The following is a 23,456-nucleotide window of genomic DNA, read 5'->3' as shown; positions in this document are numbered from 1 at the left end:
TTTTTAGATGGCTGAAAGAATGGCGTCCAGAGCGCTGTGGAGATGTTTTTTATCGCTGTTCGTAGCGGCAATCACCCGGATACCCATGAAGTTGATGAAAAGGAAACTCGCCAGTATTTCTGCATCTTTCTCCGAAGCGATCTCGCCGGACGTCTGTCCCTTGCGGATCAGATCTGCCAGGATCGAGCGGATTTGATTTTCGTTGTCGGCAGCGATCCTGAACACCTGCGTATCCTGGTTGGCCATTTCCGTTATCGTGTTGACCATGAAGCAGCCACGGCGTTCAGGATCTTCCAAAGTGGCGTCAATCAGCGTCGCCAGCAGATACCGGATGATTTCCCGCACCGGCTTTTGCTCCAACACCGCCTGGCGCATCCATTCGTGCTGGGATTGCAAATACGTTTGCAGGGCGGAAACGAACAACTTATGCTTGTCGCCGTAGGTCGCGTACAGGCTCGGCGCGTTGATTTCCATACTTGTCGTCAGGTCGGAGATAGACGTACCGGCATAACCTTTCTTCCAAAAGACATTCATGGCTTTTTGCAAGCCGGCAGCTTCGTCGAATTTTTTTGGTCGGGCCATTGCTGTTTTGTATCGTTCATTACATTAACAACGATCGCCGGGTTTGGTTCCAAAACCACACGCTACGGGCATTCCCGCGATCACTTCCGGGTTGGCGAAGCCACGGTCAATGCATTACAAATTCAAACGCGGCACCTTTTCCGCTGTCGCTGACAACCTCTATCGTGGTCTGATGCAATTCCAGGATCTTCCGCACGATTGCCAGCCCGAGACCGGTACCTTTTTGCCCGGATGGATAAAGTCCGGCCTGTTTATAGCGCTCGAAAATCTGTTCCTGGTACGCTTTGGCAATGCCGACACCCGTATCAGCAACCAGGACTCTTACGCCCGTTCCGGTATCTGTCAGGTGCACGGAAATGCTTCCGCCGTCAGGCGTGAACTTGAACGCATTATCGAGCAGGTTCTGGAACACCCGTTCCGTCAGGGCAATGTCCGCGGAAACAGGTGGTAATGCCGCGGGGGCGTCCAGCGACAACCGGATGTTTCGCTCGCCGGCTTTAAGCTGGTAGGAACTCAGAATATCCGACACCAGCTCTCCCAATGGAAAAGTCTCCTTTTGAGCTGACACCACATTTGCCTCCAATTTGGAATACTGGAACAACTGATCCACCAGCCCCGAAAGCTTGCGTGTACCTTCGTGTACAATGGACAGGTACCGCTCCTTTTCCGCCCCCGAAAGGGTGTCGTTTTTGATCATGAGCGTCTCCACATAGCCCTGCATAATGGATAGCGGCGTCCGCAGATCATGCGAGACATTCGCGATCAATTCCTGCCGGAGCCTGTCAGTGGCGGTGATCTTTTCGATATTGTCGACGATCACATCGGCCATGTCGTTGAATGTCGTGGTAAGCACGCCGAGATTTCCTTTCGCGTAACCGTGCACGCGGGCCGAATGGTCGCCATCCTTGAACCGCTTGACGACCCCGGCAATGCTGCAAACGCTATCGGTGATCAGGAAGAATGTAATCAGCCCTACCACCAATGCCCCCAGCAATGCGGCAAAGAAAATATAGGCGGCGAGCCTGAAATTCAGGTTGTCGGTCAACGAAGCTAAAATCTCCTTCTGCGTATCGCTCGCGAGTACGGCATACACGTACCCGACCTTCTGCCCATGTTCGAGCACCGGCGCGACGGAGAAAATACCGGCTTCTCCCGGCCGTTTGGGGTTATCGCCCAATGGTTTATCGGTCCCGGCGCCGAGCCATTCCTTCACTTTTACCAGATCGACCTTGTTCATATGCACGGTCGCTTCCGGCACTACGTAATCGGTGATATTTCCCAGTGTGTCGAGCAGGTACACTTCCACGCTGGGATTGGCCACCATCGTGGAGTGGATAATGTCGTGGGTTACGGTGGTATCCGGCTTGCCGTTTTTGATGGGCTGGGTAAATGTGGCCAGGTGCTGTGCGATGCCGCCGTACAATTGCTGGTGCGCCGTCATATAGTACGATTTCGAAAAATGGGAAGCGATCATTACGAACACGATCCCCAGGATAATGAGAAGGCTCGCAAACACGCCGCTTATTTTCCAGAAAAGGAGGTTGCCGCCGATAGTTCTTACAGACATTTCACAGATCTTCGTTAAACCGGTAGCCAATGCCCCAGGTAGTTAATACAAATACAGGATTGGAGGCGTCTGCCTCTATTTTTCCTCTCAACCGGTTGATATGGGTGTTGACCGTATGCTCATACCCCTCGAAATCGTACCCCCACACCAGGCTCAGCAGTTGCTTGCGGCTGTAACTTTTGCCCGGGTTGGACGCCAGCAACACGATGAGATCAAACTCCCTCGGCGACAAATCGAGCCGTTCGCCGCGCAACATGACCTTCCGCTTGTCGATATCGATTTCCAGACCGGCAATGCGGATCAGTTGCGGCACAGGTGCCGCATACCGGGCCTTTTCTTCATTTCTCCTGAAAATCACCCGCACCCTCGCGATGAACTCCCGCACACTGAACGGCTTGGTAAGGTAATCGTCGGCGCCTGTTTCGAGACCCATCACCTTGTCTATTTCCTCCGAACGCGCGGTGAGCATCATAATGGGAGTTTGCCGGTTGCCCTGGCGGATTTTCCGGCAGATCTCCATCCCGTTCAGGCCGGGCAGCATAACGTCGAGAATGATCAGATCGAAGGTTTCGTCCTGCGCCCGCGCGAGCCCGTTCTGTCCGTTTTTTTCCGACACCACCTTACACCCCAGGTCCGAAAGATGGATCGAAAGCAGTTCGGTAATGTTGGTATCGTCCTCGACGATCAGCACATTTTTGGTATCCATATTCCACTGATTTTCTACAAAGTTTACAAATAAAACAGCGCGGAACCCCGCTGTGATACTTTTGTTATAAATCCGTGACGCGGCCGGGATATCGTGTGGGTTGTTTTGCATCATCCAAACACGCAAAAAGAACCAGACATGATCAAACCACTGCTCGGGCTGTCGCTGACGGCCCTGATTTTCAGCGCCTGCACCAAGGACCACGACCCGCAGCCGACCGCTAAAACCCTTACCATCGAAAACGTCCTCGACAGCAAACCGCTCGTGGAGTCGGGCACATTCAAGGGCAACGGCACACCGCCCGTCATCATGCCGGGCCAATCGGTATCGTTCTCGTTTTCAGCAGCCAAAAACCAGCGCCTGACCTTCGCTACCATGTACGGATGGAGCAACGACCTGTTTTTCGCGCCCGCCAATCCGGGTATCAAGCTGTATGATGACAATGGCACACCCATTACCGGCGATGTTTCCCCGCAGATCAAACTCTGGGACAACGGCACGCGGGTGAACGGAATGCCGGGCATGAGCCTGGCGCATCCGGGGACCGCCGAAGCCGCGCCGCGCGATATCAAAGAAGTAATGGGTACGGATGATTACGGACACACATTCCTGCCTGCCTCCCAGCTCATGAATGTATCGCTGGCTTATGACGGCAATTCGATGTTTACGGTAACCATTAAAAACCAGTCGGGCGGAACGGCGAACGAAACGCCTTTCAGCCCGGGTGTCTGGGCAATTTCTTACGTCGCGGGCGGAAACCTGCTCCTCCCCGAACCTATTTACTCGGAAGGCAAGGCTACTACCGAAGCATTGACGCGCATTGCGGAAGCGGGCGACAATGCACCGTTGAATACATGGCTAACCTCGCAAACCGGCATATTCACGCCGCTTTCACCTGTGTTAGTGGTAGTTTATAATGGTACTGAAAATCCATTCTTCAAATCCGGTGAAAACGACCGCGGTGAAGGCTTGAAAGACCTCGCGCAAAAAGGAAATGCCGACGTGCTGGCAGCCGCATTGAGAATGAAGTCCGGTATTAAAAATGTATATGTACTGAAAGAACCTGCGAGCACTGTGCTTTTGCCTAAAATCGGTGGTAATGCCGGCGGAAAAGTTTCGCAGCAGCTCACATTGGCTCCCGGCGACCGCATTGCCATCGCCACCATGTACGGCTTTTCCAACGATTGGTTCTTCGCTACAAGCGGTAATGACATTGACGGCAATGCGGGCGGCGATGTTTCGAGCTCGGTTGGGTTATATGACAATGGTACAGCCGCAGACCAGTTCCCAGGCGCAGGCATTACGCAGTTCAATCTCGCAGGTACGCCGCTGAACGAAAGCAGGGCCATCGGCCCGGTACCGAATCCGAACAAGTTCACGACATTGCCGGCGATCGATAACATTATCAAAGTAACATTACAATAACCCGCTTTTCACAAGTATGCTCCTTCCGCAGGCAGTGTCTTGCGGGGGAGTTTATCCCACATCATCCTTTACATTTATGAAAAAACAGATCACAATCCTGGCGCTTTTCTTCCTGTCTGTCAGCGCCGCATTCGCTCAGGGCCCGGAGGTTCGTAAAAAACAATACAATCTCGAAAACTCCGGCCTGGCGATACAGGGTTATGACCCCGTGGCCTATTTCAATGTACACAAGGCCATGGGAGGCAAAAAGGAGTTTTCAGCCACCTACGAGGGCGTCACCTACCACTTTGTTTCAAAGCAAAACAAGGAAGAATTCACGCGCAACCCGGCCCGTTACGAGCCGCAATTCGGCGGCTGGTGCGCATTTGCAATGGGTAAAAAGGGAGAAAAAGTGGCGGTCGACCCTGAGACGTTCAAGGTACTCGACGGTAAGCTCTATCTTTTTTACAATAAATATTTCAACAACACACTTAAAAGCTGGAACCAGGATGAAGCCCGTCTGAAATCGGCGGCCGATCGGAACTGGATGAAGTTTGTACCTTAAAAACCTGCATTAAACTGAACATGAAAAAATTATTGCTTGCAGCCGCGCTAATGCTGGCCGCCCAGGGAATTTACGCGCAGAAATCGGACATTTTCGCACCGAAAGGAAAGGCGATCAAAGGATATGATGTCGTCGCGTTTTTCAAAGATGCCAAACCGGTCGCAGGTGCCGACAGCCTTAGCTACCATTACAAGGATGCGGATTGGCTTTTTGCCAGTCGTGCGAATTTGGAGGCATTTAAAACCGCTCCCGACCAGTATGTGCCGCAATATGGCGGATACTGCGCATACGGGACATCGCAAGGTTATAAAGCGCCCACGGAAGCGGAAACCTGGACAATCGTGAACGACAAATTGTATTTCAATTATAATATGAAGGTGAAGGACAACTGGTCGAAAAAACGGGAGGAATTAATCGAAAAAGCAGACACGCAATGGCCATTGATCAAAGACAAGCAGTGATGAAGCCGCAAACACACCGGAAATGGGCTTGGGCGCTGCGGCTGGTAGCTGCCGGCATTATGTTGCAGACGCTCATCTTTAAATTTTCAGCGGCTCCCGAGTCGGTCTATATCTTCTCGGTGGTCGGTATGGAGCCGTGGGGACGTATATTCGTAGGCGTATTGGAACTGATCGCATCCGTTCTGATCCTGATTCCCCGCACAACCGCATACGGGTCGCTGATTGGCATCGGCGTGATGACCGGGGCCGTTTTTATGCACCTGACCCGCCTGGGGATTGTGGTACAGAACGATTCCGGGAAGCTCTTCGCGATGGCGGTGATCGTACTCGCCGCCTGTCTGACCCTCACATTCTGGCATCGTGCCAGCATTTCAGGGCTGCGCAACCGCGAGTGAAAGTTATTAAAACAATGCCTGTTTCAACGGGCATTGTTTTTGATCTGAATTCTAAAACTAACAAAATGAACAGGCAACTAACTGAATCATTGGAAACGGTGCTTGCGCAAATCGCCGGAATGCTCGATGCATTGACCGACGAGGAATACCGGCGCAGCCTGCCCGTACTTTCCGGCGCCTCGATCGGCGAACACGTCCGCCATGTAATCGAATTTTTTATCGAACTCGATAAAGGATACGTGGCGGGCGATGTTAATTACGATTCCAGGTGCAGGGACAGATCCATAGAACAGCACCGCGAGGTGGCGCTGACGAAGCTGCATCAGGTCCTGGCAAACCTCGGCAGAGATAATAAGCCATTGCATTTCACGATGGATACCGGTGTCCGGGTCACGACCAACTATGAACGCGAACTGATTTACAACCTTGAACATGCCGTACACCACATGGCTTTGCTGAAAATCGGGGTCGGAATGCTTACCGCAACACCCCTACCGGAAAATTTCGGCGTAGCTGCTTCCACCATTCGTTACCGCCAGGCGCAATGTGCACAGTAACCTACATTCCGACCGAACGCGGGGCGTTCCTGACCTCCAACCGTGATGAACGCACCGACCGGACACCGGCGGAGCCGCCCGTGACGCGCTCCGGAGGCGACTCCCTCCTATACCCGAGAGACGCTCACGCGGGCGGTACGTGGATCGCAATGAAAGGCCGCCGCGATGCTGCGGTACTGCTCAACGGCGGCTTTACCAATCACAGGCGCGAGCCATTCTACCGGAAGAGCCGGGGCATCGTGATGCTCGAAATAATTGACTCGACCGCTCCCACGGAATGTTTTGCAAGTATGCCGCTTGAAGGGATAGAGCCATTCACGCTCATCCTCTTTATCCGCGGCGCGCTGGTACGCTGCACGTGGGACGGCATCCGGAAGCATTGTCAGGAACTCGACTCCACGCGGCCGCACATATGGGCATCCGCGACACTGTACGGGCGCGAGGCGCAGGAGATGCGGGTGCGAAGCTTGCAAAATTGGTTTGCTAAAACCACTATCAATACAAGGAACGTGCTGGATTTCCATCTCCAAGACGATATCCGGTTTAATGCAAGCCAGAGCTTCCATTCCAACCGCGCTGCAATGGCAACGGTGAGCGTTACCTCGATCGACCTCGACAGCGAAGAACCTGCCGTTTATTACCACGACCTGCTTTCAGAAAAATGGTCAGTTAGCGTCCCGCAGCCTGGACCAGCGAGCACGCCCCTCGCGTTCGATAGCTTTCGCTGGAAAATAAAGCGGTTTCTGATACGCGCCCGTAGCTGGGAATACTGGCCGTTGGTGTGCGTTTACCTGCCGATGGTGCCATTGTGGTTATGGCTGAGTGTAAAAGCGCGGTCATTCTGGTTTTTCGGTGCAGCCAATCCTTCGATGCGATACGCAGGCTTTACCGGGGAAAGCAAATACAAAATTTATTCGCTGATGCCCCGGGGCTCGTACCCTGAAACAGTACGCTGCGAAGCGGGATGTTCACTGGAAACAATGCAATCGCTGCTGATCAATACCTCTCTGAAACTACCATTGATGGCCAAACCTGACATTGGCGAGCGCGGTACCCAAGTTAAGCTCTTAGAAACCCCGGAAGGTCTCGAACAGTACCGCCTGCGCAGCTGGGTTAACTTTCTCTTACAACCGTACATCGATTATCCCAACGAAGCAGGAATCTTCTACCACAGAATGCCTGGTAACGATCAGGGACAACTTTCAGGTATTGTCGGAAAAGAACTTCTAAGTGTTAGCGGTGACGGAAAGTCCGACATACTGACCTTCATTATGCAGGACGAAAGGGCTATTCTGCAACTTCCGGAACTGCACAGGGCGCTTGGTGACAAATTGGGCGACATTCCCGCGGCAGGTAAAAACGTGCTGCTGGTACCCTACGGTAATCACAGTCGTGGCGCCAGGTTTGTGGATCTGAGCCACCGCATTTCTCCGGCTTTGACTCGGGTGATTGACAACATTTGCAGTTCAATACCCGGCTTCTATTTCGGAAGGCTCGATATCCGTTTTAAAAGTTGGGAAGATCTTGAAGCAGGCCGGCACTTTTCAGTTATTGAGCTTAACGGCGCCGCCAGTGAGCCGACGCACATTTACGATCCGATACATTCCATATTCTTTGCCTGGAAAGAAATTTACAAGCATTGGGAAGTCCTTTGCCAGATCAGTATCACAAACTCGCGCAATGGCATTCAAGGGATGTGTTTTAAGGACGGACTTGAAATGTTGAGGGAGCATTCGAAGAGATCAGTGTTAACGAAGCAGAAATATACCCAATTTGTGTAAAAATGTACAAATAATGCGGGTGTTTAAGTGACGACCTTTGTGTTGTATAATAACAACAACATGAAAAGATCGAATATGTATGAGCATGTTGAGAAATGCAACCAGAAGTAAGATCCTGAAAACCGCACTGGAAATTGTGAAAAACGACGGCTGGCCGGGATTGAGTATGCGCAGGATCGCCGAGAAAATTAACTATACCCCGCCAGTCATATACGACCACTTCGAAGGAAAGGACGCCATAATCACCGAGCTGACAGCCAACGGGTTCCGAAAACTTTACGCGGCCATCAAGAAGGCCCGAGCCCTCTCACTCCCTGCGCATCAGCGGCTGGAAGCGATGTGGAAGGCATATTGGAATTTTGCTGTTTCCAACCAGGAGCTGTATCGCTCGATGTACGGCGTGGAGGTTAGTTGCAGCGCGATGAAGGAAGGCTTTCATAAGGCAACCGAGATCCCGGGTTTATTCGGGGAAGTGATCAGGGAAATCCTGCCAGGCGAAACAGCATCGGATGAGCTGGTTGGCGCTAAGTACTATATGTTCTGGTCGACGGTCCATGGCTTGATTGCCATCAACTTGGTTCACAAGGGAATGTCCGATCAGATCAATCAGATCGTATTGCACGAAGCGCTCCGGGCTCAGCTAGCGATGGTAAATGCCTGATTTACAAACACAAAAGACCGTCCTGACAGACGGTCTTTTGCTATGTGAACTATCGGATAATCTCAGCGCCGGCGAAACTCCGAAGGTGTTACGCCGTTATTTTTTTTGAAGAATTTATTCAAATGGCTTTCATCGGAGAACCCAAGTTCATCGACAATCTCCGAAATGCGCATTGTGCTGTGGAGCAATCTGTTCTCTATCAGCTTGGTTTTATAGCTTGCAATGTAGTCCTGCATCGTTTTGCCGGTATGTTTTTTGAAATACCGCCCCAGGTATGCCTGGGAAATCCCAAACTCCTTACCCACATTTTCCGCCTTGATCAGATTGGGCGAGTAAATGTTTGCCTGGATGTACTGTAAAATATCAAATGCCTTTTCCTCTTTGTCATCATTAAGCTCCTCAGGAAGGTACTTCTCAATATTCCTTGCCACAAATGCGATGAGTGTATTCACGAGCTGCAAGTTAATTTTATCCCAACACACATCCCGGTTGACCTGTTCGCGTATCATCGCTTCGACCGTCGCACGAACAAACGGCTTGTCGGTCTCGTTCTTGATGATTGGGCCTGGCCGGTGATTTGCATTCATCAGGATATATTCCAGACGCTGGATATTGTCCCTGATTATCCCATTGGTTTTCAAATAAATATCATTGAAACGCAAAAAGAAAAAACTTGTAGATTCCTTGATATCAAAGCAATGAGAGTCGTGTGGCGCTATGAGAAACACGTCGCCCGGCTGGTATTCAAACTTGTTTTGATTGATTCGCTGGAAACCGCTGCCTGAAATCACATACACCAGCTCAAAAAATGTGTGCTGGTGCTCATGTACCGGATAAGTATCCAGGGTTTGGACGCTTATGGAGTACGGTTCGAACAAATGTTCCTTTTTCATAGTACAAATTTACCACAAATGGAATAATTTTACAAGTAAAATTATTCCATTTGCACGACCATCATTTACTTATTTCCAGCCGCCTCCAAGGCTCCGGTAAAGATCCGACAGTGCGGACAACTGCTGCCTTTTCAGCATCGCTACATCCAGCTCACTTTGCAATGCATTACCCTGTGCGGTAATTACTTCGAGATAACTGGCCGACCCATTGTTAAAAAGCAGGCTGGCATTGGAAACAGCTTGCCGCAGCGTAGCAGCCCGGCTGTCAGCAAAGGCTTGCGAGGCACGCAGCTTCTCGATTTTCACCATAGCGTCCGACACCTCTCCTACCGCCACCAACACCGCCTTCCTGAATTGCAGCACGCTTTTTTCCCGCTCAGCCAAAGCAATCTCGTACCGGGTCTTCAATTCTCGCCGCTGCAACAATGGCTGGGTTACACTGCCGGCAACCATCCCGAACAGCGAGGCCGGCATATTGAACCAGTCGCTGGCTTTGAGCGAATTCAGCCCCGCGCCCGCAGAGATACGCAGCGCAGGATACAGTTGGGCCTTGTTCACCCCGACGTTCGCATTGGCGGCAACCAGCCCCAGCTCCTCCTGCCGCACGTCGGGCCTGCGGTTGAGCAGGCTCACCGGCAATCCCGCGGCGACATTTCGGGAAACCTCAATTTCTGCCAGCGAAGCCGTACGGGTGATTTTGGCAGGAAATTCACCTGCCAACACACGCAGGGCATTCTCCTGAACAGCGATATACTGCTCCAACTGAGGAATAAGCTGCTGCACCGCCTTCAACTGGGCGTCCGCCTGCTGTACGGCCAGCGAACTCACCTGTCCGTTCTCGAATTGCAGGCGGATCATCCGCAAGGTACTATCGCTGAGCGCCCTGTTTTTCTCCGCCACCGCCAGGTGCTCATCCAGCATCAGCAAATTATAGTAGCCATTCGCAACGTTTGCGACCAGGCTGGTCTGAATAGCCTTGCGGGCCTCGATACTTTGCAGGTATTGCGACACAGCCAGCTTGTTTTGGTTCCGTATTTTGCCCCACACGTCGGCTTCCCAAGTCAGATTAAGCCCAACCGAAAAATCTTCCAGATGATTGGTACCCAGGAACTGCCCGGCCGTCAGGCCGCTCAGGCTGTTGTCCGATGGGTTGGTCGTGCTGGCGCCGATCCCCAGGGTTACCGCCGGAACGTTGTTCCATTTGGCTTGCTTCACCAGCAGACCGGCAGCATCGATGTTCGTGACGGCGATCCGCATGTCGTAGTTCCTGACAATGGCGGTATCGATGAGCTTTTGCAGCACCGGATCTGAAAAGAAGTCCTTCCAGGGCAGCCCGGCGATGCTGGCCGTGTCGGCTGTGGCCACATCCCTGAAACTTTGCGGAACAGCGTCCGTCGGCGTCTGAATATCCTTCGACACCTTACAAGCGCCCAGCGCCGCTGCAATGAGCAGCGCCAGGCAGGCATTTTTATATTTAGCCATGATTTTTCTATCTAAAACCGCCCGGCATTAAACCGCGGGCACCGGTTTGTTTTCAACTAGTTCCTCGTCCGCCGCGGGCAGCTTTCTACCACTTACTTTCTCATGCAATGCCTGGAACACCACAAAGAGCACCGGAATAATGAATAGGCCCAGCACGACGCCGCTCAGCATACCTCCCGCAGCACCGATGCTGATGGAGTGGTTACCCATTGCCGACGGCCCGGTCGCCCGCATCATCGGCGTGATACCCACCACGAATGCGATGGAGGTCATGATGATCGGCCTGATCCGCAGCCGGGCCGCTTCCAGCGCCGAATCGATGAGCGAATGGCCTGCGTTCCTGCGCTGAACGGCAAACTCTACGATCAGGATCGCATTTTTGGCCAGCAAGCCGATGAGCATGATCAATGCGACCTGCACATAGATATTGTTTTCGATGCCGGCCAGGCCAATGGCGGTAAATACACCGATAATGCCCGTCGGAATGGAGAAAATAACCGCCAGCGGCAAAATGTAGCTGTCGTACTGCGCCGCCAGCAGGAAATAGACAAACAGCAGCGACAATACAAATACCACGATCGACTGCCCACCGGAAGCGATTTCCTCCCTGCTCATGCCCGAGAATTCGTAGGCATAACCGGCCGGCAGCTGCTCAGCAGCAACCTCCCTGACCGCATTGATCGCATCCCCCGAACTGTAACCCGGCTTGGGTATCGCATTGATCCCGATCGAGTTGAAGAGATTGTAGCGCGTGATTGTTTCCGGCCCGAAAACCCTTTTAAGTGTTAGTAAAGTATTGACGGGGACCATTTGGCCAGCCCTGTTCTTGACATACACCCCATCCATCGAAGACGGGTCTTCGCGGTTGGATTTATCGGCCTGCACCATTACGCGGTAGTACTTGCCAAACCGGTTGAAATCAGACACCTGCGCACTGCCGAAATAGGACTGCATTGTACTGAGAATCTCTTTTTCGTCCACACCAAGCTGTTCGATTTTTTCGTGGTTCAGCACCATTTCAATCTGCGGGTAATCTGCACGGAATGTGGAGAATGCCACGGCAATTTCCTTGCGCTTCATCAATTCGGCCATAAACTTGTTGGCAATCCCGCTAAACTTGTCCAGCCTCCCACCGGTTTTATCCTCCAATACAAAATCCAGCGCGTCCACATTACTGAAACCCGGAACGGTCGGCAGCGTAAATACGAAGAACTGTGCGCCCTGAATAGTAGCCAGCCGCTTGTTGATTTCGGCCATTATGGGGGCGATGTCGTTCATAGGGCCACGCTCGCCATCTTTTTTCAGCCTGAAAAACGCCACTCCGGCCGACGGGCTGGTGGATTGCGTAAGCATATTAAAACCAGCGATCTCGTTGAAAATCAGCTTCGACTCCATATCCCGAAGCTTACCGGCCGCTTCGGTGAAGATTTTCTGCGTCCTGGCCATGGATGAGCCCGGCGGTAACGACACCGCGATCGCGATAAACCCCTGATCTTCCGAAGGTATGAACCCGGTAGGCGTTTTTCTGATCAGCCAGACGGTCGTGATGATCACCACTGCAAGCCCTGCCAAACTAAGCCATTTGAACCGGACCAGTTTTCGCACCGCGTTAACATAGCGACCTGTGATGGATTCGAAGCCCTGGTTAAATCCGTAGAAAAAACGCTGCTTGAACGTCGTCGGCTGAAACTTATCGCCGTGACTGACATCCTTCAAAAACAGCGCGCACAATGCCGGGCTGAGCGTCAATGCATTGACAGCCGAAATGACGATCGCGATAGCCAGCGTGAACGCGAACTGCCGGTAAAAAACGCCGGCGGAACCTTTCATAAAACCCACAGGAAGGAATACGGCGGCCATGACGAGCGTAATCGATATGATCGCACCGGTGATCTCGTGCATGGCCGACGTGGTCGCTTCCCGCGGCTTTATATCAGTATGTTCCAGTTTCGAATGCACCGCTTCCACGACCACGATCGCATCATCGACAACAATACCGATGGCCAGGACCAATGCGAACAATGTCAGCAGGTTGATCGAGAAGCCAAACAGCGACATGAAGAAGAATGTACCCACCAGCGCGACCGGCACCGCAATCGCGGGGATCAATGTGGAACGGAAGTCCTGCAAAAACAGAAACACCACGATAAATACCAGTATAAACGCTTCGATCAAAGTGTGCTCCACCTGGCTTATCGACTGGTCAAGCGCATCCTTCGTATTGTAAAGCGGCATTTGTTTCACGCCGGGAGGAAAGTCCTTCTCCGCCTTTTTGATCAGTTTTTCGATCGCAATCTGGATTTCACGCGAATTGGAGCCGGGCAATTGCAGTACCACAATGGAAATGCCCTGCTTGCCATTCACGGTATTGAACGTGCCATAAGTGTACGAGCCGAGCTCGACCTTCGCTACATCCTTCAAGCGGAGCAGCGAGCCGTCACCATTCGACCGGATGATCAGGTTGGCATACTCTTCCGGCTTATTGTATTTCCCCGCATACTTGATAATGTATTCAAATGCCTGCTCGCTCATTTCGCCGAAGCGACCCGGTGCAGCCTCCTGGTTTTTGTTTTTGATAGCGCCCATTACCTCGTTCGGTGTGATGTTATAGGAGGCCATTTGCGCGGGATTGAGCCAGATGCGCATCGAATAATCCTTGCTGCCGCCGAAAATATTGGCCTGCCCCACCCCTGAGATACGTTTGATCTCCGGAATGATGTTGATCGCCGCATAGTTTGTCAGGAAGGTGTGGTCGTAAAGCTTCGGGTTCTCGCTGTAAAGGTTGATACCCATTATAATGGCATTCTGCACCTTTTGCGTCGTAATTCCCGCCTGCACCACTTCCGCCGGCAGGAAACCAGTCGCCGAAGCCACGCGGTTTTGCACGTTTACGGCAGCCTGGTCCGGATTTGTACCCAGCTTGAAATACACCGTAATGGCCAACGTACCATCATTATTGGACGACGAGCTCATATAACTCATATCTTCCACCCCGTTGATCGCCTCTTCCAAAGGAGGCGCAACGGCCCGAAGCATCGTTTCGGCATTCGCACCCGGGTATGCCGCCAGCACCTGCACCGCAGGCGGGGCAATGTCCGGAAACTGTTGTATTGGTAAACTCGTAAGACCCACTACGCCCAGTATCACCAGAATGATCGATACCACCGTAGCTACCACGGGTCTCTCTATAAATACTTTAAACATGATTTCTGTTGACTAATGAAGGATTTAATTCTGCACCAAGTCGGCCTCAGGTGCTTTGGGAGTGATCACCATCCCTTCTTTAAGGGCATCCATCCCTTTGAGCACGATCCGGTCGCCTGCCTTTAACCCGTCGGAAACGAGATAGCTGTTACCAACGGAGGCGGAAATTTTGAGCGGCACTTTCGCGACCTTGCTACCGTTCCCTACTGTATATACGAAGATCTTGTCCTGTATTTCAATGGTTGCTTCCTGCGGGATTGAAACGACATTGCTTTGCTTGAAGCCCAGCTTCACTTTACCCGAATTACCCGAGCGCAGCAGCCCGTCCGAGTTGGGAAAAGTAGCACGCAATGCGATCGCCCCGGTATTCTTATCAAATGCCGCATCGATCATATCCAGCTTGCCCGGGTGTTCGTAGGCGATATCGCCCGAAAGGATCAATGCAGCTGCCGGGGCATTGCCGAGCTTCTCATGGATGGACTTACCTGCCAGGCTTTCCCGGAACTTCAAAAAGTCGGTTTCTCCAATCGTAAAATAGGCGTGGACGGAACGGTTGTCTGAAATGTAGGTGATCTGTTGCGCGTCGGAAGCCGAAACGAGACTGCCCGCCTTTTTAAAAATCCGGCCGACATAACCCGTTACCGGGGCCCTCACCGTCGCATACCCGAGCGTGATCCGTGCACTACCTACCTTCGCTTCCGCCTGCTTCATGCGTGCAAGAGCCGCTTCGTAGGCCGATTGCACTATTTTCAACTGGAAGGCGGACAATACTTTATTTTCAACTAATGGCACCAACTTCTCCAATTCCAGTTTCGTTGTTGTCACGGTGGCGTTAGCCGCAAGCAACTCCCCTTGCGCGCTGTTGTATGCTTCGGTATACTGGCGCGGATCGATTTGAAATAATGGCGTTCCTTCTTTTACATATGCCCCTTCGGCCACAAGGATGCGCTGCAAAATACCTTCCACTTGTGAGCGGACTTCTACGTCAGCCAGCCCTTCGAGCGTTGCAGGATATTCGGAGTAAATGGTGGCCTCACCCGAGCCGACGGCCTGGACCTGAAAAGCAGGTGCAGGCCCGGTTTGTGGACCTTGCTCTGGTTCGGAAGCGCACCCAAAGAGCAGCAATACGCTCAATGCAGATAAATATACCGGGATCTTTTTCATACTAGGTTCATTTTGTGGCAGGCAGCATAAGCAAGTACATGTCGATACGACTGCGACGCCTGTTTGTACATTCTAACAATGACACAAAATTAACCTGGTTAACAGCGTTACCGTTGGTATATATTTTCCAAAAAACTGTACAAATTATCACTATCAGTATTTGTCATTCCAGTCTTTCGCCACTAACGACTGCCCAGGGCCTAACAGCAGCTTAGAGTTCATGAGTTATTAGAGTCAAATTGAGGCTGTAAACCCATAATAGACCATCCTTCGTCGTACTCTGACAAAAATTCAGAATAGTGTCTTTTGAGAAGGTATATACAAAATCACACCCGATAGTACCAAAATTCCAGTCATTTTATCACACAAGCGTCGCATCAAATGTAAAAATCGCGTAGCGATGTAATATTGGTAGCAACCCGTGCCTGATCAATCTTCCATAACGCCGTCAGGCATGCAGTTTTGAAAACTTGGAGCCGATCGATTTATGGTTTAATTTGTGCTCAAACACGGCATTGTCATGGAATCAGCCAAGCAGCAATATCTCGCTTCCTTGAAGCACTTCTGTCCTGCGCTAACGGATCACGAACTGGCATTGTTCGTTTCGAAACTTTCGTTTCAAATGCTTCAAAAAAAAGAATTCTTCATCGAGGCGGGCAACGTCCAGAAGGCAATCGGATTCATTGCGGAAGGGCTCGTCCGTTCCTATTACGTTGATCCTGCCGGGGATGAGACGACCGTCGGGTTCTATCAGGTGGGCGATTACGCGACGCATTACCACTCTTTTCTGACTCGCAACCCCAGCAACTACACGATCCAGTGCCTGGAACCGACCGTCATGGCTTGCCTCTCGTACGAAAACCTGCAATGGGTGTACGGGCAATCGACCGGCTTTGAGCGGTATGGCAGACTGGTGGCCGAAGAAATTTTAAAACGCCAGCAGGCGCGTATCGAAAGCTTCATCTTTCAAACGGCCGAAGCGCGCTATCTTACATTCATCGAAAAGCATCCGGGCCTTTTCAACCGGGTATCCCTCTCCCACCTTTGCAGCTACCTCGGTATTGAACGCCAGACGCTCACCCGCATCCGCCAGAAATTAGCACATCAATAGCTCTTTGACATGAAAGCAATCATTATCGGCGCTACGGGTGCCTCCGGCAAGAACCTGCTGGATATAGTTCTGAACGATCCCGATTACCTCGAAGTGGCGATTTTTGTACGCCGCCCTACCGGTATCACCGACCCTAAACTCACTGAGGTGGTCACCGATTTCGACAATCTGAAAGAAGTTTCAGGCCAAATTCACGGGGATGTCCTGTTTTCATGCCTGGGAACGACGCTCAAAGCAGCCGGGTCGAAGGAAAATCAATGGCACATCGATTACGAAATCCCGCTGGAATTTGCCCAGACAGCCCGCCGGAACGGCGTGCCCCAGATGGTGCTGTTATCCGCATATGGCGCTTCGCCCGACAGCAATGTCTTTTATTCGATGCTCAAAGGCAAATTGGAAGAGCGCATAACTGCGCTGGCATTCAAAAAACTGGTGATTTTCAAGCCCGGGCTGCTGCTCCGCAAAAACTCCGACCGGTTTGGCGAACGGGCCAGTGCGACCACGCTCAATTTTTTAAACGGTTTAGGATTGTTCAAAAAGTTTCGCCCAATGCCGACCGAATTACTTGCCGAAAAATTAGCAAAAGCACCCAAAACCGGGGAAAAGCAGGTCAGCGTCGTTAGCCTGGATGAAATATTTAGCTATTAAAACAAAAAATCCTCCACATCGGGAGGATTTAGTTGCTTGGTATGATCTGGCTGCTTAGATAACAGTTACATTAACTGCGTTCAGGCCTTTTCTTCCTTCTTCTACTTCATAAGACACACTGTCATTCTCACGAATATCATCAATAAGACCAGTAGTGTGTACAAAAATGTCGGCTCCGCCATTTTCCGGAGCAATGAATCCAAACCCTTTGGTTTCATTAAAAAATTTAACCGTTCCTTTATTCATAACATTATTTTAAAATATTCAACAAAAATAAAATAAAATTTTGAGAGTAAAAATCGTTTCAGAAACTTTTAGAATATTATTTGACTTTCAACCAAAATTGGCTCCCTTCCCCCGCCTTCGAAAGGCCCCAGGGCATCATTTCCGTACAATCCTGAATTGTTCTGTTTTTCCAGCCGCCTGAATACTAATCAGATAAATACCTGCCGGCATTCGCAGATTCGACAAGTCCAGCGAAACTCTGCCGGCTGAAATCCGGGCGGCCCTTCTTTCAAGCACCTGGCCGGATGAATTCGAGATGATAGCTGTCACGGTTTGATCTGAATGTCCTCCCATCATAATGTCCAAACGGTTCTCCATAGGAACAGGATAGGCATAACGTCGGCTGGAAAAACCATTTTCCCCATTCATACTTAGCGTTTTGCTGTAAGCATAACTTCCATCGATATCCAGCATTTTCAATCGGTAGTACCAGCTTTCCGATTTACTGAATGCATTCGTATCCGTAAAGCTGTATTGCGATTTTACATTGTCGAAAGTGATTTTTCCAATCATATCAAACTGCCTGGCATCTGTGCTCCGTTCCACCTCAAAATGGCTGAAATTTGAAGCGTCGGCAATACTCCATTGCAGCTCCACATCTTTTTCCACGCGCTGGCCGGTAAAGGTTACCAACCTGACGGGAAGTGCACCATCGTAAGTATGTAAAACAAACCCACTAAAACCTGTCGTCGAAAAAGTTACCTCCCAGCGCTGAAAATCCGCATTCCAGATAATATCGTTATCGTCCGGATCGATCATTGTCACACCCTTGCTATAACTCCCCGGAAGCCCTGTCCCGTCACCACTCGTTCCAGGATACTTACTGATCCTGAGCGCGGAAATGCCACCCGCATCGGCAGGACCGGTCGGCATTTTAGGGTTGCTACCCGGAGCCGCGTTGAAATTGTTGAAATCCGATTGGGAGAAAAACAGCGTCACCTCACCAGTCGCGGCATCGGCATTGCTCGTGGGGGTAATCTCATAATGGCGGGCGGCGAAAGGGATGGACTTATAAGAAGGCACTGTACTTTCAACCCACACTTTCGCATTGACTTCGCCATTGACCGGACTTCCTCCCGCAGGTCGCAGGGAGGCGATAACCTGGCAGTCGTCGGTGGTGAAAAGGGGAGTCTGCGAATCGCCTGCGATTTCGGTTTGACCGCTAGCTCCATTGCCACCGAGCGGTTTGGAGCTGGGAGAAAAAATCGTGAGCAAATTTTCATTCGGACGACCGTAAATATGGTAGTCAAACACCGGATTGTAGGCCGTGGTATTAGGATAAAAAAAGCTCACACTCTCTGAGATAATGCTATTGCATTCGTTGATTTCACCGATCGTTTCGACAAATCCATTCAGCCATGTGGCAGCTCCTCCGAGAAAGCTTGCCGCCGGCGGATAGTAAAGAACATTTGACGCAACATAATTTCCATCGGGCAAAGCTGTGATAGTGATACCAGGTAAATAAACAGGCTGATTGTTATTAGGAATAAGCAGGGCATTTGAAGCATTCAGAGTCCCCGTCAGCCCACCATTGCCATTTCCCCACACGATGGCCCCGAAATGTGGATTCACCGGATCGTTATCAGTCCACCATTGTGTAGCAAACACGAAGTTTCCATTAGTCAGGGGAGTGACCTTGCTATGCACCGTTTCAATATAATAATTGGTAAGATTAATTAATGAATTGCTGCTGCTGATGACGCCCGATGTTCCGGCTGTGCCATTTCCCCACGTCAACGCACCTACGGAACCTGAACTCCCATGCCATGAAAGCGAACTTACGACATAGTTCCCGTTCGTTAAGGGCACGATCTCTCCGTAACCACTATCATAACCGATCTGATCGCCGGGCGAGCCCCCGTACAAGGAATTGGAGGCGGAAATCGGGCCCGTAATGCCAGAGGTACCGTTACCCCACGTAACTGCGCCTGAATGTGAGACTCCATTAACCGAGCAGCCTGGCGAACCCACTACATAATGGCCGTTGCCAAGAGGCACTAAACTATTCCCGATTCGATCGTCCATTACAGTACCATACAATGAATTAGATTCACTGACCGGGCCGAATGTGCCTGTCGCTCCTTTTCCCCAGGTAACTGCGCCAACATTCTGGACCGCATTATGATCCCAGAATGGTGCGGCTGTCACGTAATTGCCGTTCGTCAATCCAATCGGAGGAAAATAGCCCACCTGATCGTCGACATGCGTTCCGTAGAGTGAATTGGCGCGGGAAACAACTCCCGTGGATGCAGCTGCTCCGCCTACCCATGTCACAGCGCCCGCATTGACAATCACATCATCATCCCAGTTCGGGCTTGCAAACACGTAGTTGCCATTACTTAATGCAACTGCGGAGCCTAAGCCGACCTGGTCATTGGCTTTGGAGCCAATGATTGAATTGGCTGCTGAAACGTTACCAGTGAGGCCGGTTGCGCCGTTTGCCCAGGTCACCGCTCCAACCCTGGTCACACCCCCATTGTCCCAATTCGGACTGGCTACGACATAGTTTCCATTGCGCAATGCCGTGACGATCCCGCCAGAACTTAAAGAATTGGAAGTTGTAGCAGCCCCTGTGACGCCCGAATTCTGATCGGCCCACGTAGCCCATCCCGGGGAGCCTACCACGTAGTTGCCATTCGTAAGCACCGTAATGCCCAATTTCGATATAGATGCATTGATAGTGGTCCCCACCAGCGAGTTCTGATCCGAAACTGTCCCGGAAATTCCCATGTCTCCGTTAACCCACGTCGCGGCCCCCGCGAATTGGACGGCACCATTATGCCATCCGGGCCATGCGATGACGAAATTCCCACTCGGCAACACAGTAATACACTTCAACTGCGCGAGCTGATTTTCATTGGTCCCAATAATCGAGTTGGCCACGGTTACCTGACCGGACACGCCAGTGGTTCCGCTGCCCCATGTTACCGCGCCAATAACTCTCCCACTTGCGTTCTTCATAGCGTGGCTTACGACGACAAAATTACCGTTGGGCAGCGCATAAATTTCATCGCCGATTCTGTCCTGAGCGCGGACTCCCTTCAACATGCTGATTTGTTCATGGGTTTTACCATTCATCAGGTACACCGCACCCAGCTCGTAAGTCTGTCCCTCAGAATAGCTAGGGCTTGTAACTACATAGTTCCCATTAGTGAGTACGGTGATGTTTGCACCGAAGCCGATACTGCCGGCAGGTCCGGGAATGTCTTTGGGCTGCGCCTTTAAGACGAAACAGGTCATAACCATCAAAATCGTTAAAACCTTGGGCAGGTAGTTCTTTGTAAACATGGCAGTGAGTGTGTTGATTAGTAGTTGTATCTCTAAGATACTAAGGCTGCGCCCGATCAAATCTAATTACCTCCGAACATTAAAGAATCAACAACGGCTATATTTTCTCTCGTTAAAGCAATTCATTACTTGTCACAAGACAAGTGTTGCCCGTTTTATTCGCCCTTCCTTTGCATAGTACTAAACCAGAACATATGCAAAACGAAGGTAATCCATCAGAAAAGAACCAGGGCGCATTGCATTTTGAAGACAGTAGCACGATCGTAATTGTCCACGGAGCCTGGTCGTCGGCAAACGACTGGCTGGCTACCGCTGAACATTTCCGCGCAGCGGGAAATAAAGTTATCGCGATGAATCTGCCCGGGCACGGAAGCGATGACACGCCTGCTTCGGCCACCAGCTTGCAACTGTATATATACGAGGTTTTGAAATCGGTCGGTGCCGAAAAGGACCTCATTTTCGTATGCCACAGCTTCGGCGGTATCGTCGTGAGAGCGGTAGCGGAATTAATCGCCCCCCAGATCAAAAAAATTATTTATGTCGCAGCCTTTGTGCCTCAAAACGGCGACAGCCTGCTATCCATTGCCCAAACTGACGCGCAAAGCCTGATTAGCAAAAATCTCATCGTCGACGAAGCGGCCGGGATTGTGGGAATAGTAAAGGAGGCAATCCCGGAAATCTTTATGGCCGATGCCCCGGAACCCGTAGCGGCTTACGTGACCGAAAACCTCAGACCGGAACCATTGGCACCACTTGCAACCCCGGTCAATATCACCGGTCCGGTCAATATCAACGAGATCTATATCTACACAGAAAATGACCGTGCCGTAAGCCATTCCCTCCAACAACGGATGGTTAAAAATGCCGGTATCATCAGGACGTATACGCTGCCGTCAAGTCACACGCCGTTCATCGGGCATTCTCCGGTGTTGTCGGCAATCATATCTTTCGAAGCGCTGTAAAATCAACCAGGCCAACCCAATACCAATCATGAAAAATCTAAAATTAATCCAATTCATAGTCGTCATATATACGTTTCTTCTGACTTCCTGTACCGACCACAGCGCTCAGCCGATCCAAGCCAAACAATACGTGCTCGTACATGGGGCGTGGCAGGCGCCCTATGCCTGGGAATCGGTGAAAAGCGGACTTGAAAGTCAAGGTAATAAAGTCGTTATTGTAGAATTGCCGGGCCATGGAAACGACCAGACACCTCCTGAAAAAATCACGCTGGATACCTACAAAGAGAAGGTGATAGCAGCGCTTTCGGCAATGGATGGCAAAGTGATTTTGGCAGGACATAGCCTTGGCGGAATGATCATTTCTTCGGTAGCGGAATCGGTACCGGGAAAAATTGAAAAGCTCGTTTACATAGCTGCGTATTTACCTGCCTCCGGCCAAACGTTGGATCAATTGGCCCACACCGACGCCGATTCACAACTCGGTGCCGACGGCACCCTTATCTTCAACAAGGACGGCGTGACGGTAGATGTAAAGCAGGACCGGATCGTTGACCTTTTTATCCAGGACGGCACCCCCGAAATTCAAAATCTGGTACTCAAAAATTATCGCACGGAGCCGCTCATTCCGTTTATAAATCCGGTCACACTAACGGACAAAAATTTCGGCTCGGTCGAAAAGGTTTATATCAAGACATTGCAGGATCATGTTATCTCTCCGTCCTTACAGAACAGCATGATTATGGCAAATGGTGTTAAAACTGTCTATGAGATCAATTCGGGGCATAGCCCATTCCTGTCCAAGCCCGATTTGCTGACAGCTCTGTTAATTGGCATAAAGTGATCAAAGTACAGCGGCCTGTCCCGTACAGTAGGGATTTCACCGGGGAAGCAGATACATTTATAATAAATTAAGACATCTCCACCAAGCAACAAAATACACGCCCAGGAGAAATATCCCCGGGGCTACTTCCGGCCAAACACATGGATAAGCAAGGACTTAAAAACTATATTCTGAGAAATCTGCCGTTCCCCGAAAGAACGATGGATCAGGTGGTTGAATATTTTGAAGAACTCCATTTTGCGAAGGACGAATTCTTCCTCAGAGAGGGAGCGATAAATGATCGTTACTTCTTTTTACAGACGGGCTTCATGCGCGCTTTTACATTCGACATCGAGGGAAACGAGATTACGACAAACTTCTACCAGCGCGACAGTGTCGTGTTTGAAGTATCCTCTTTTTATTTGAAAACAAAGTCCACAGAAAGTATACAAGCCGTGACGGATTGTACCGGTTATTCTATCACTTATGATCAATTAAACGTCCTGATGCACGATGTACCCGAATTCAGGGCATATGGTGTAGCCATGCTGGCCAAGGAATATGTGCTGTTTAAAAAGCGGGCCCTGGAACTGATAAACCTCAGCGGCGAGGCCAGGTATGAAAAGCTTATCACGTCCGGCAAAGAGATATTCCAGCATGCCCAGTTAAAACAAATCGCCTCTTACCTAAACGTTACCGACACGTCCCTGAGCCGAATCCGGCGCGAGTTTTCGAGGAGAAAGATTTGACGACGCATTACAAACTCCCATTTACACAACAACACCTGTCGGGATACCCAGCAGGTGTTGCATTGTACTCAACGTTTCGCACGATTTGTGCAAAGCATATATTGAACAAAAAGAATGCTAATCATGTACGATGGCGCGTAGATATAATTAGATTTTTTGTAGAAATAATTC

General features: G+C 50.8%; 21 protein-coding genes. 12 read left to right on the top strand and 9 right to left on the bottom strand.

Annotated features, from left to right (window positions below; all coding sequences use genetic code 11):
* Positions 1–3: 3 nt before the first annotated feature.
* The 3 genes from BLQ88_RS06365 to BLQ88_RS06355 form a co-directional block, all read right to left on the bottom strand.
* Positions 4–582: a TetR/AcrR family transcriptional regulator gene (locus BLQ88_RS06365; protein WP_090147724.1), complete on the bottom strand. Its 579-nt coding sequence runs from the start codon at positions 580–582 to the stop codon at positions 4–6.
* 106 nt (positions 583–688) lie between these two features.
* Entirely contained in the window at positions 689–2,149 is a 1,461-nt protein-coding gene (locus BLQ88_RS06360; protein ID WP_090147723.1) for a HAMP domain-containing sensor histidine kinase, read from the bottom strand.
* Between the two features lies 1 nt (position 2,150).
* Entirely contained in the window at positions 2,151–2,855 is a 705-nt protein-coding gene (locus tag BLQ88_RS06355; protein ID WP_229212602.1) for a response regulator transcription factor, read from the bottom strand.
* A 138-nt stretch (positions 2,856–2,993) separates the two neighbouring features.
* Here BLQ88_RS06355 and BLQ88_RS06350 point away from each other — a divergent pair, with 138 nt between their 5' ends.
* The 7 genes from BLQ88_RS06350 (at position 2,994) to BLQ88_RS06320 (ending at position 8,679) form a co-directional block, all read left to right on the top strand.
* Positions 2,994–4,280 (top strand): spondin domain-containing protein, encoded by a 1,287-nt coding sequence (locus tag BLQ88_RS06350; RefSeq protein WP_090147720.1) that lies wholly within the window; start codon positions 2,994–2,996, stop codon positions 4,278–4,280.
* 76 nt (positions 4,281–4,356) lie between these two features.
* Positions 4,357–4,824 carry a YHS domain-containing (seleno)protein gene (locus BLQ88_RS06345; protein ID WP_090147718.1) on the top strand — a complete coding sequence of 156 codons (468 nt, stop codon included), beginning with the start codon at positions 4,357–4,359 and terminating at the stop codon, positions 4,822–4,824.
* Positions 4,825–4,844: 20 nt separating this feature from the next.
* Entirely contained in the window at positions 4,845–5,285 is a 441-nt protein-coding gene (locus BLQ88_RS06340; RefSeq protein WP_090147717.1) for a YHS domain-containing (seleno)protein, read from the top strand.
* On the top strand, positions 5,285–5,680 hold the full coding sequence (locus BLQ88_RS06335) for a DoxX family protein (RefSeq protein WP_090147715.1): 396 nt from the start codon (positions 5,285–5,287) through the stop codon (positions 5,678–5,680). Before BLQ88_RS06340 ends, BLQ88_RS06335 begins: the two co-directional genes overlap by 1 nt.
* 65 nt (positions 5,681–5,745) lie before the next feature.
* Entirely contained in the window at positions 5,746–6,237 is a 492-nt protein-coding gene (locus BLQ88_RS06330; RefSeq protein WP_143016799.1) for a DinB family protein, read from the top strand.
* Positions 6,225–8,018, top strand: a complete 1,794-nt coding sequence (locus tag BLQ88_RS06325; RefSeq protein WP_090147712.1) for an NRDE family protein — start codon at positions 6,225–6,227, stop codon at positions 8,016–8,018. Before BLQ88_RS06330 ends, BLQ88_RS06325 begins: the two co-directional genes overlap by 13 nt.
* A 79-nt stretch (positions 8,019–8,097) precedes the next feature.
* Entirely contained in the window at positions 8,098–8,679 is a 582-nt protein-coding gene (locus tag BLQ88_RS06320) for a TetR/AcrR family transcriptional regulator (protein ID WP_090147711.1), read from the top strand.
* A gap of 62 nt (positions 8,680–8,741) precedes the next feature.
* On the opposite strand, the gene BLQ88_RS06315 is transcribed toward BLQ88_RS06320, so the two are convergent.
* The 4 genes from BLQ88_RS06315 to BLQ88_RS06300 all read right to left on the bottom strand — a co-directional run bounded on the left by BLQ88_RS06315 (position 8,742) and on the right by BLQ88_RS06300 (position 15,422).
* On the bottom strand, positions 8,742–9,572 hold the full coding sequence (locus BLQ88_RS06315; protein ID WP_090147709.1) for an AraC family transcriptional regulator: 831 nt from the start codon (positions 9,570–9,572) through the stop codon (positions 8,742–8,744).
* Positions 9,573–9,641: 69 nt separating this feature from the next.
* Positions 9,642–11,054, bottom strand: coding sequence for a TolC family protein (locus BLQ88_RS06310; protein WP_090147708.1), 1,413 nt, complete (start codon positions 11,052–11,054; stop codon positions 9,642–9,644).
* A 27-nt stretch (positions 11,055–11,081) separates the two neighbouring features.
* On the bottom strand, positions 11,082–14,258 hold the full coding sequence (locus tag BLQ88_RS06305; RefSeq protein WP_090147706.1) for an efflux RND transporter permease subunit: 3,177 nt from the start codon (positions 14,256–14,258) through the stop codon (positions 11,082–11,084).
* Positions 14,259–14,282: 24 nt separating this feature from the next.
* Complete coding sequence (locus tag BLQ88_RS06300; RefSeq protein ID WP_090147705.1) at positions 14,283–15,422, bottom strand: efflux RND transporter periplasmic adaptor subunit; 1,140 nt, start codon at positions 15,420–15,422, stop codon at positions 14,283–14,285.
* Between the two features lie 520 nt (positions 15,423–15,942).
* Between BLQ88_RS06300 and BLQ88_RS06295 the strand changes: the two genes are divergently transcribed.
* Positions 15,943–16,533, top strand: a complete 591-nt coding sequence (locus BLQ88_RS06295) for a Crp/Fnr family transcriptional regulator (RefSeq protein WP_090147703.1) — start codon at positions 15,943–15,945, stop codon at positions 16,531–16,533.
* 9 nt (positions 16,534–16,542) lie between these two features.
* Positions 16,543–17,181: an NAD(P)H-binding protein gene (locus BLQ88_RS06290; RefSeq protein WP_090147702.1), complete on the top strand. Its 639-nt coding sequence runs from the start codon at positions 16,543–16,545 to the stop codon at positions 17,179–17,181.
* 54 nt (positions 17,182–17,235) lie between these two features.
* Here the strand turns inward: BLQ88_RS06290 and BLQ88_RS06285 are convergent, their stop codons facing one another.
* Together BLQ88_RS06285 and BLQ88_RS06280 are read right to left on the bottom strand one after the other, a co-directional pair.
* The gene (locus tag BLQ88_RS06285) at positions 17,236–17,427 is read right to left on the bottom strand and encodes a cold-shock protein (RefSeq protein WP_090147700.1); all 192 of its coding nucleotides are present in this window, start codon (positions 17,425–17,427) and stop codon (positions 17,236–17,238) included.
* Positions 17,428–17,562: 135 nt separating this feature from the next.
* Positions 17,563–20,754 carry a T9SS type A sorting domain-containing protein gene (locus BLQ88_RS06280; protein WP_090147698.1) on the bottom strand — a complete coding sequence of 1,064 codons (3,192 nt, stop codon included), beginning with the start codon at positions 20,752–20,754 and terminating at the stop codon, positions 17,563–17,565.
* Between the two features lie 194 nt (positions 20,755–20,948).
* Between BLQ88_RS06280 and BLQ88_RS06275 the strand changes: the two genes are divergently transcribed.
* The 3 genes from BLQ88_RS06275 (at position 20,949) to BLQ88_RS06265 (ending at position 23,285) form a co-directional block, all read left to right on the top strand.
* A complete protein-coding gene (locus tag BLQ88_RS06275; protein WP_090147696.1) occupies positions 20,949–21,716 on the top strand; it encodes an alpha/beta fold hydrolase in 768 nt (255 codons plus the stop codon).
* 28 nt (positions 21,717–21,744) lie between these two features.
* Positions 21,745–22,557, top strand: coding sequence for an alpha/beta fold hydrolase (locus tag BLQ88_RS06270; RefSeq protein WP_090147695.1), 813 nt, complete (start codon positions 21,745–21,747; stop codon positions 22,555–22,557).
* A 140-nt stretch (positions 22,558–22,697) separates the two neighbouring features.
* Entirely contained in the window at positions 22,698–23,285 is a 588-nt protein-coding gene (locus BLQ88_RS06265; RefSeq protein ID WP_090147693.1) for a Crp/Fnr family transcriptional regulator, read from the top strand.
* Positions 23,286–23,456: the final 171 nt, after the last annotated feature.

Origin of the sequence: Dyadobacter soli (assembly GCF_900101885.1) — a bacterium.
GTDB lineage: Bacteria > Bacteroidota > Bacteroidia > Cytophagales > Spirosomataceae > Dyadobacter > Dyadobacter soli.
The sequence above is the reverse complement of the archived record's forward strand: the minus strand, read 5'-3'. Positions and strand labels throughout refer to the sequence as shown.

Coding starts and splice junctions, on each gene's coding strand:
- BLQ88_RS06365 (WP_090147724.1), bottom strand. CDS start 582: ATGGCCCGACCAAAAAAATTCGACGAAGCTGCCGGCTTGCAAAAAGCC.
- BLQ88_RS06360 (WP_090147723.1), bottom strand. CDS start 2,149: ATGTCTGTAAGAACTATCGGCGGCAACCTCCTTTTCTGGAAAATAAGC.
- BLQ88_RS06355 (WP_229212602.1), bottom strand. CDS start 2,855: ATGGATACCAAAAATGTGCTGATCGTCGAGGACGATACCAACATTACC.
- BLQ88_RS06350 (WP_090147720.1), top strand. CDS start 2,994: ATGATCAAACCACTGCTCGGGCTGTCGCTGACGGCCCTGATTTTCAGC.
- BLQ88_RS06345 (WP_090147718.1), top strand. CDS start 4,357: ATGAAAAAACAGATCACAATCCTGGCGCTTTTCTTCCTGTCTGTCAGC.
- BLQ88_RS06340 (WP_090147717.1), top strand. CDS start 4,845: ATGAAAAAATTATTGCTTGCAGCCGCGCTAATGCTGGCCGCCCAGGGA.
- BLQ88_RS06335 (WP_090147715.1), top strand. CDS start 5,285: ATGAAGCCGCAAACACACCGGAAATGGGCTTGGGCGCTGCGGCTGGTA.
- BLQ88_RS06330 (WP_143016799.1), top strand. CDS start 5,746: ATGAACAGGCAACTAACTGAATCATTGGAAACGGTGCTTGCGCAAATC.
- BLQ88_RS06325 (WP_090147712.1), top strand. CDS start 6,225: ATGTGCACAGTAACCTACATTCCGACCGAACGCGGGGCGTTCCTGACC.
- BLQ88_RS06320 (WP_090147711.1), top strand. CDS start 8,098: ATGAGCATGTTGAGAAATGCAACCAGAAGTAAGATCCTGAAAACCGCA.
- BLQ88_RS06315 (WP_090147709.1), bottom strand. CDS start 9,572: ATGAAAAAGGAACATTTGTTCGAACCGTACTCCATAAGCGTCCAAACC.
- BLQ88_RS06310 (WP_090147708.1), bottom strand. CDS start 11,054: ATGGCTAAATATAAAAATGCCTGCCTGGCGCTGCTCATTGCAGCGGCG.
- BLQ88_RS06305 (WP_090147706.1), bottom strand. CDS start 14,258: ATGTTTAAAGTATTTATAGAGAGACCCGTGGTAGCTACGGTGGTATCG.
- BLQ88_RS06300 (WP_090147705.1), bottom strand. CDS start 15,422: ATGAAAAAGATCCCGGTATATTTATCTGCATTGAGCGTATTGCTGCTC.
- BLQ88_RS06295 (WP_090147703.1), top strand. CDS start 15,943: ATGGAATCAGCCAAGCAGCAATATCTCGCTTCCTTGAAGCACTTCTGT.
- BLQ88_RS06290 (WP_090147702.1), top strand. CDS start 16,543: ATGAAAGCAATCATTATCGGCGCTACGGGTGCCTCCGGCAAGAACCTG.
- BLQ88_RS06285 (WP_090147700.1), bottom strand. CDS start 17,427: ATGAATAAAGGAACGGTTAAATTTTTTAATGAAACCAAAGGGTTTGGA.
- BLQ88_RS06280 (WP_090147698.1), bottom strand. CDS start 20,754: ATGTTTACAAAGAACTACCTGCCCAAGGTTTTAACGATTTTGATGGTT.
- BLQ88_RS06275 (WP_090147696.1), top strand. CDS start 20,949: ATGCAAAACGAAGGTAATCCATCAGAAAAGAACCAGGGCGCATTGCAT.
- BLQ88_RS06270 (WP_090147695.1), top strand. CDS start 21,745: ATGAAAAATCTAAAATTAATCCAATTCATAGTCGTCATATATACGTTT.
- BLQ88_RS06265 (WP_090147693.1), top strand. CDS start 22,698: ATGGATAAGCAAGGACTTAAAAACTATATTCTGAGAAATCTGCCGTTC.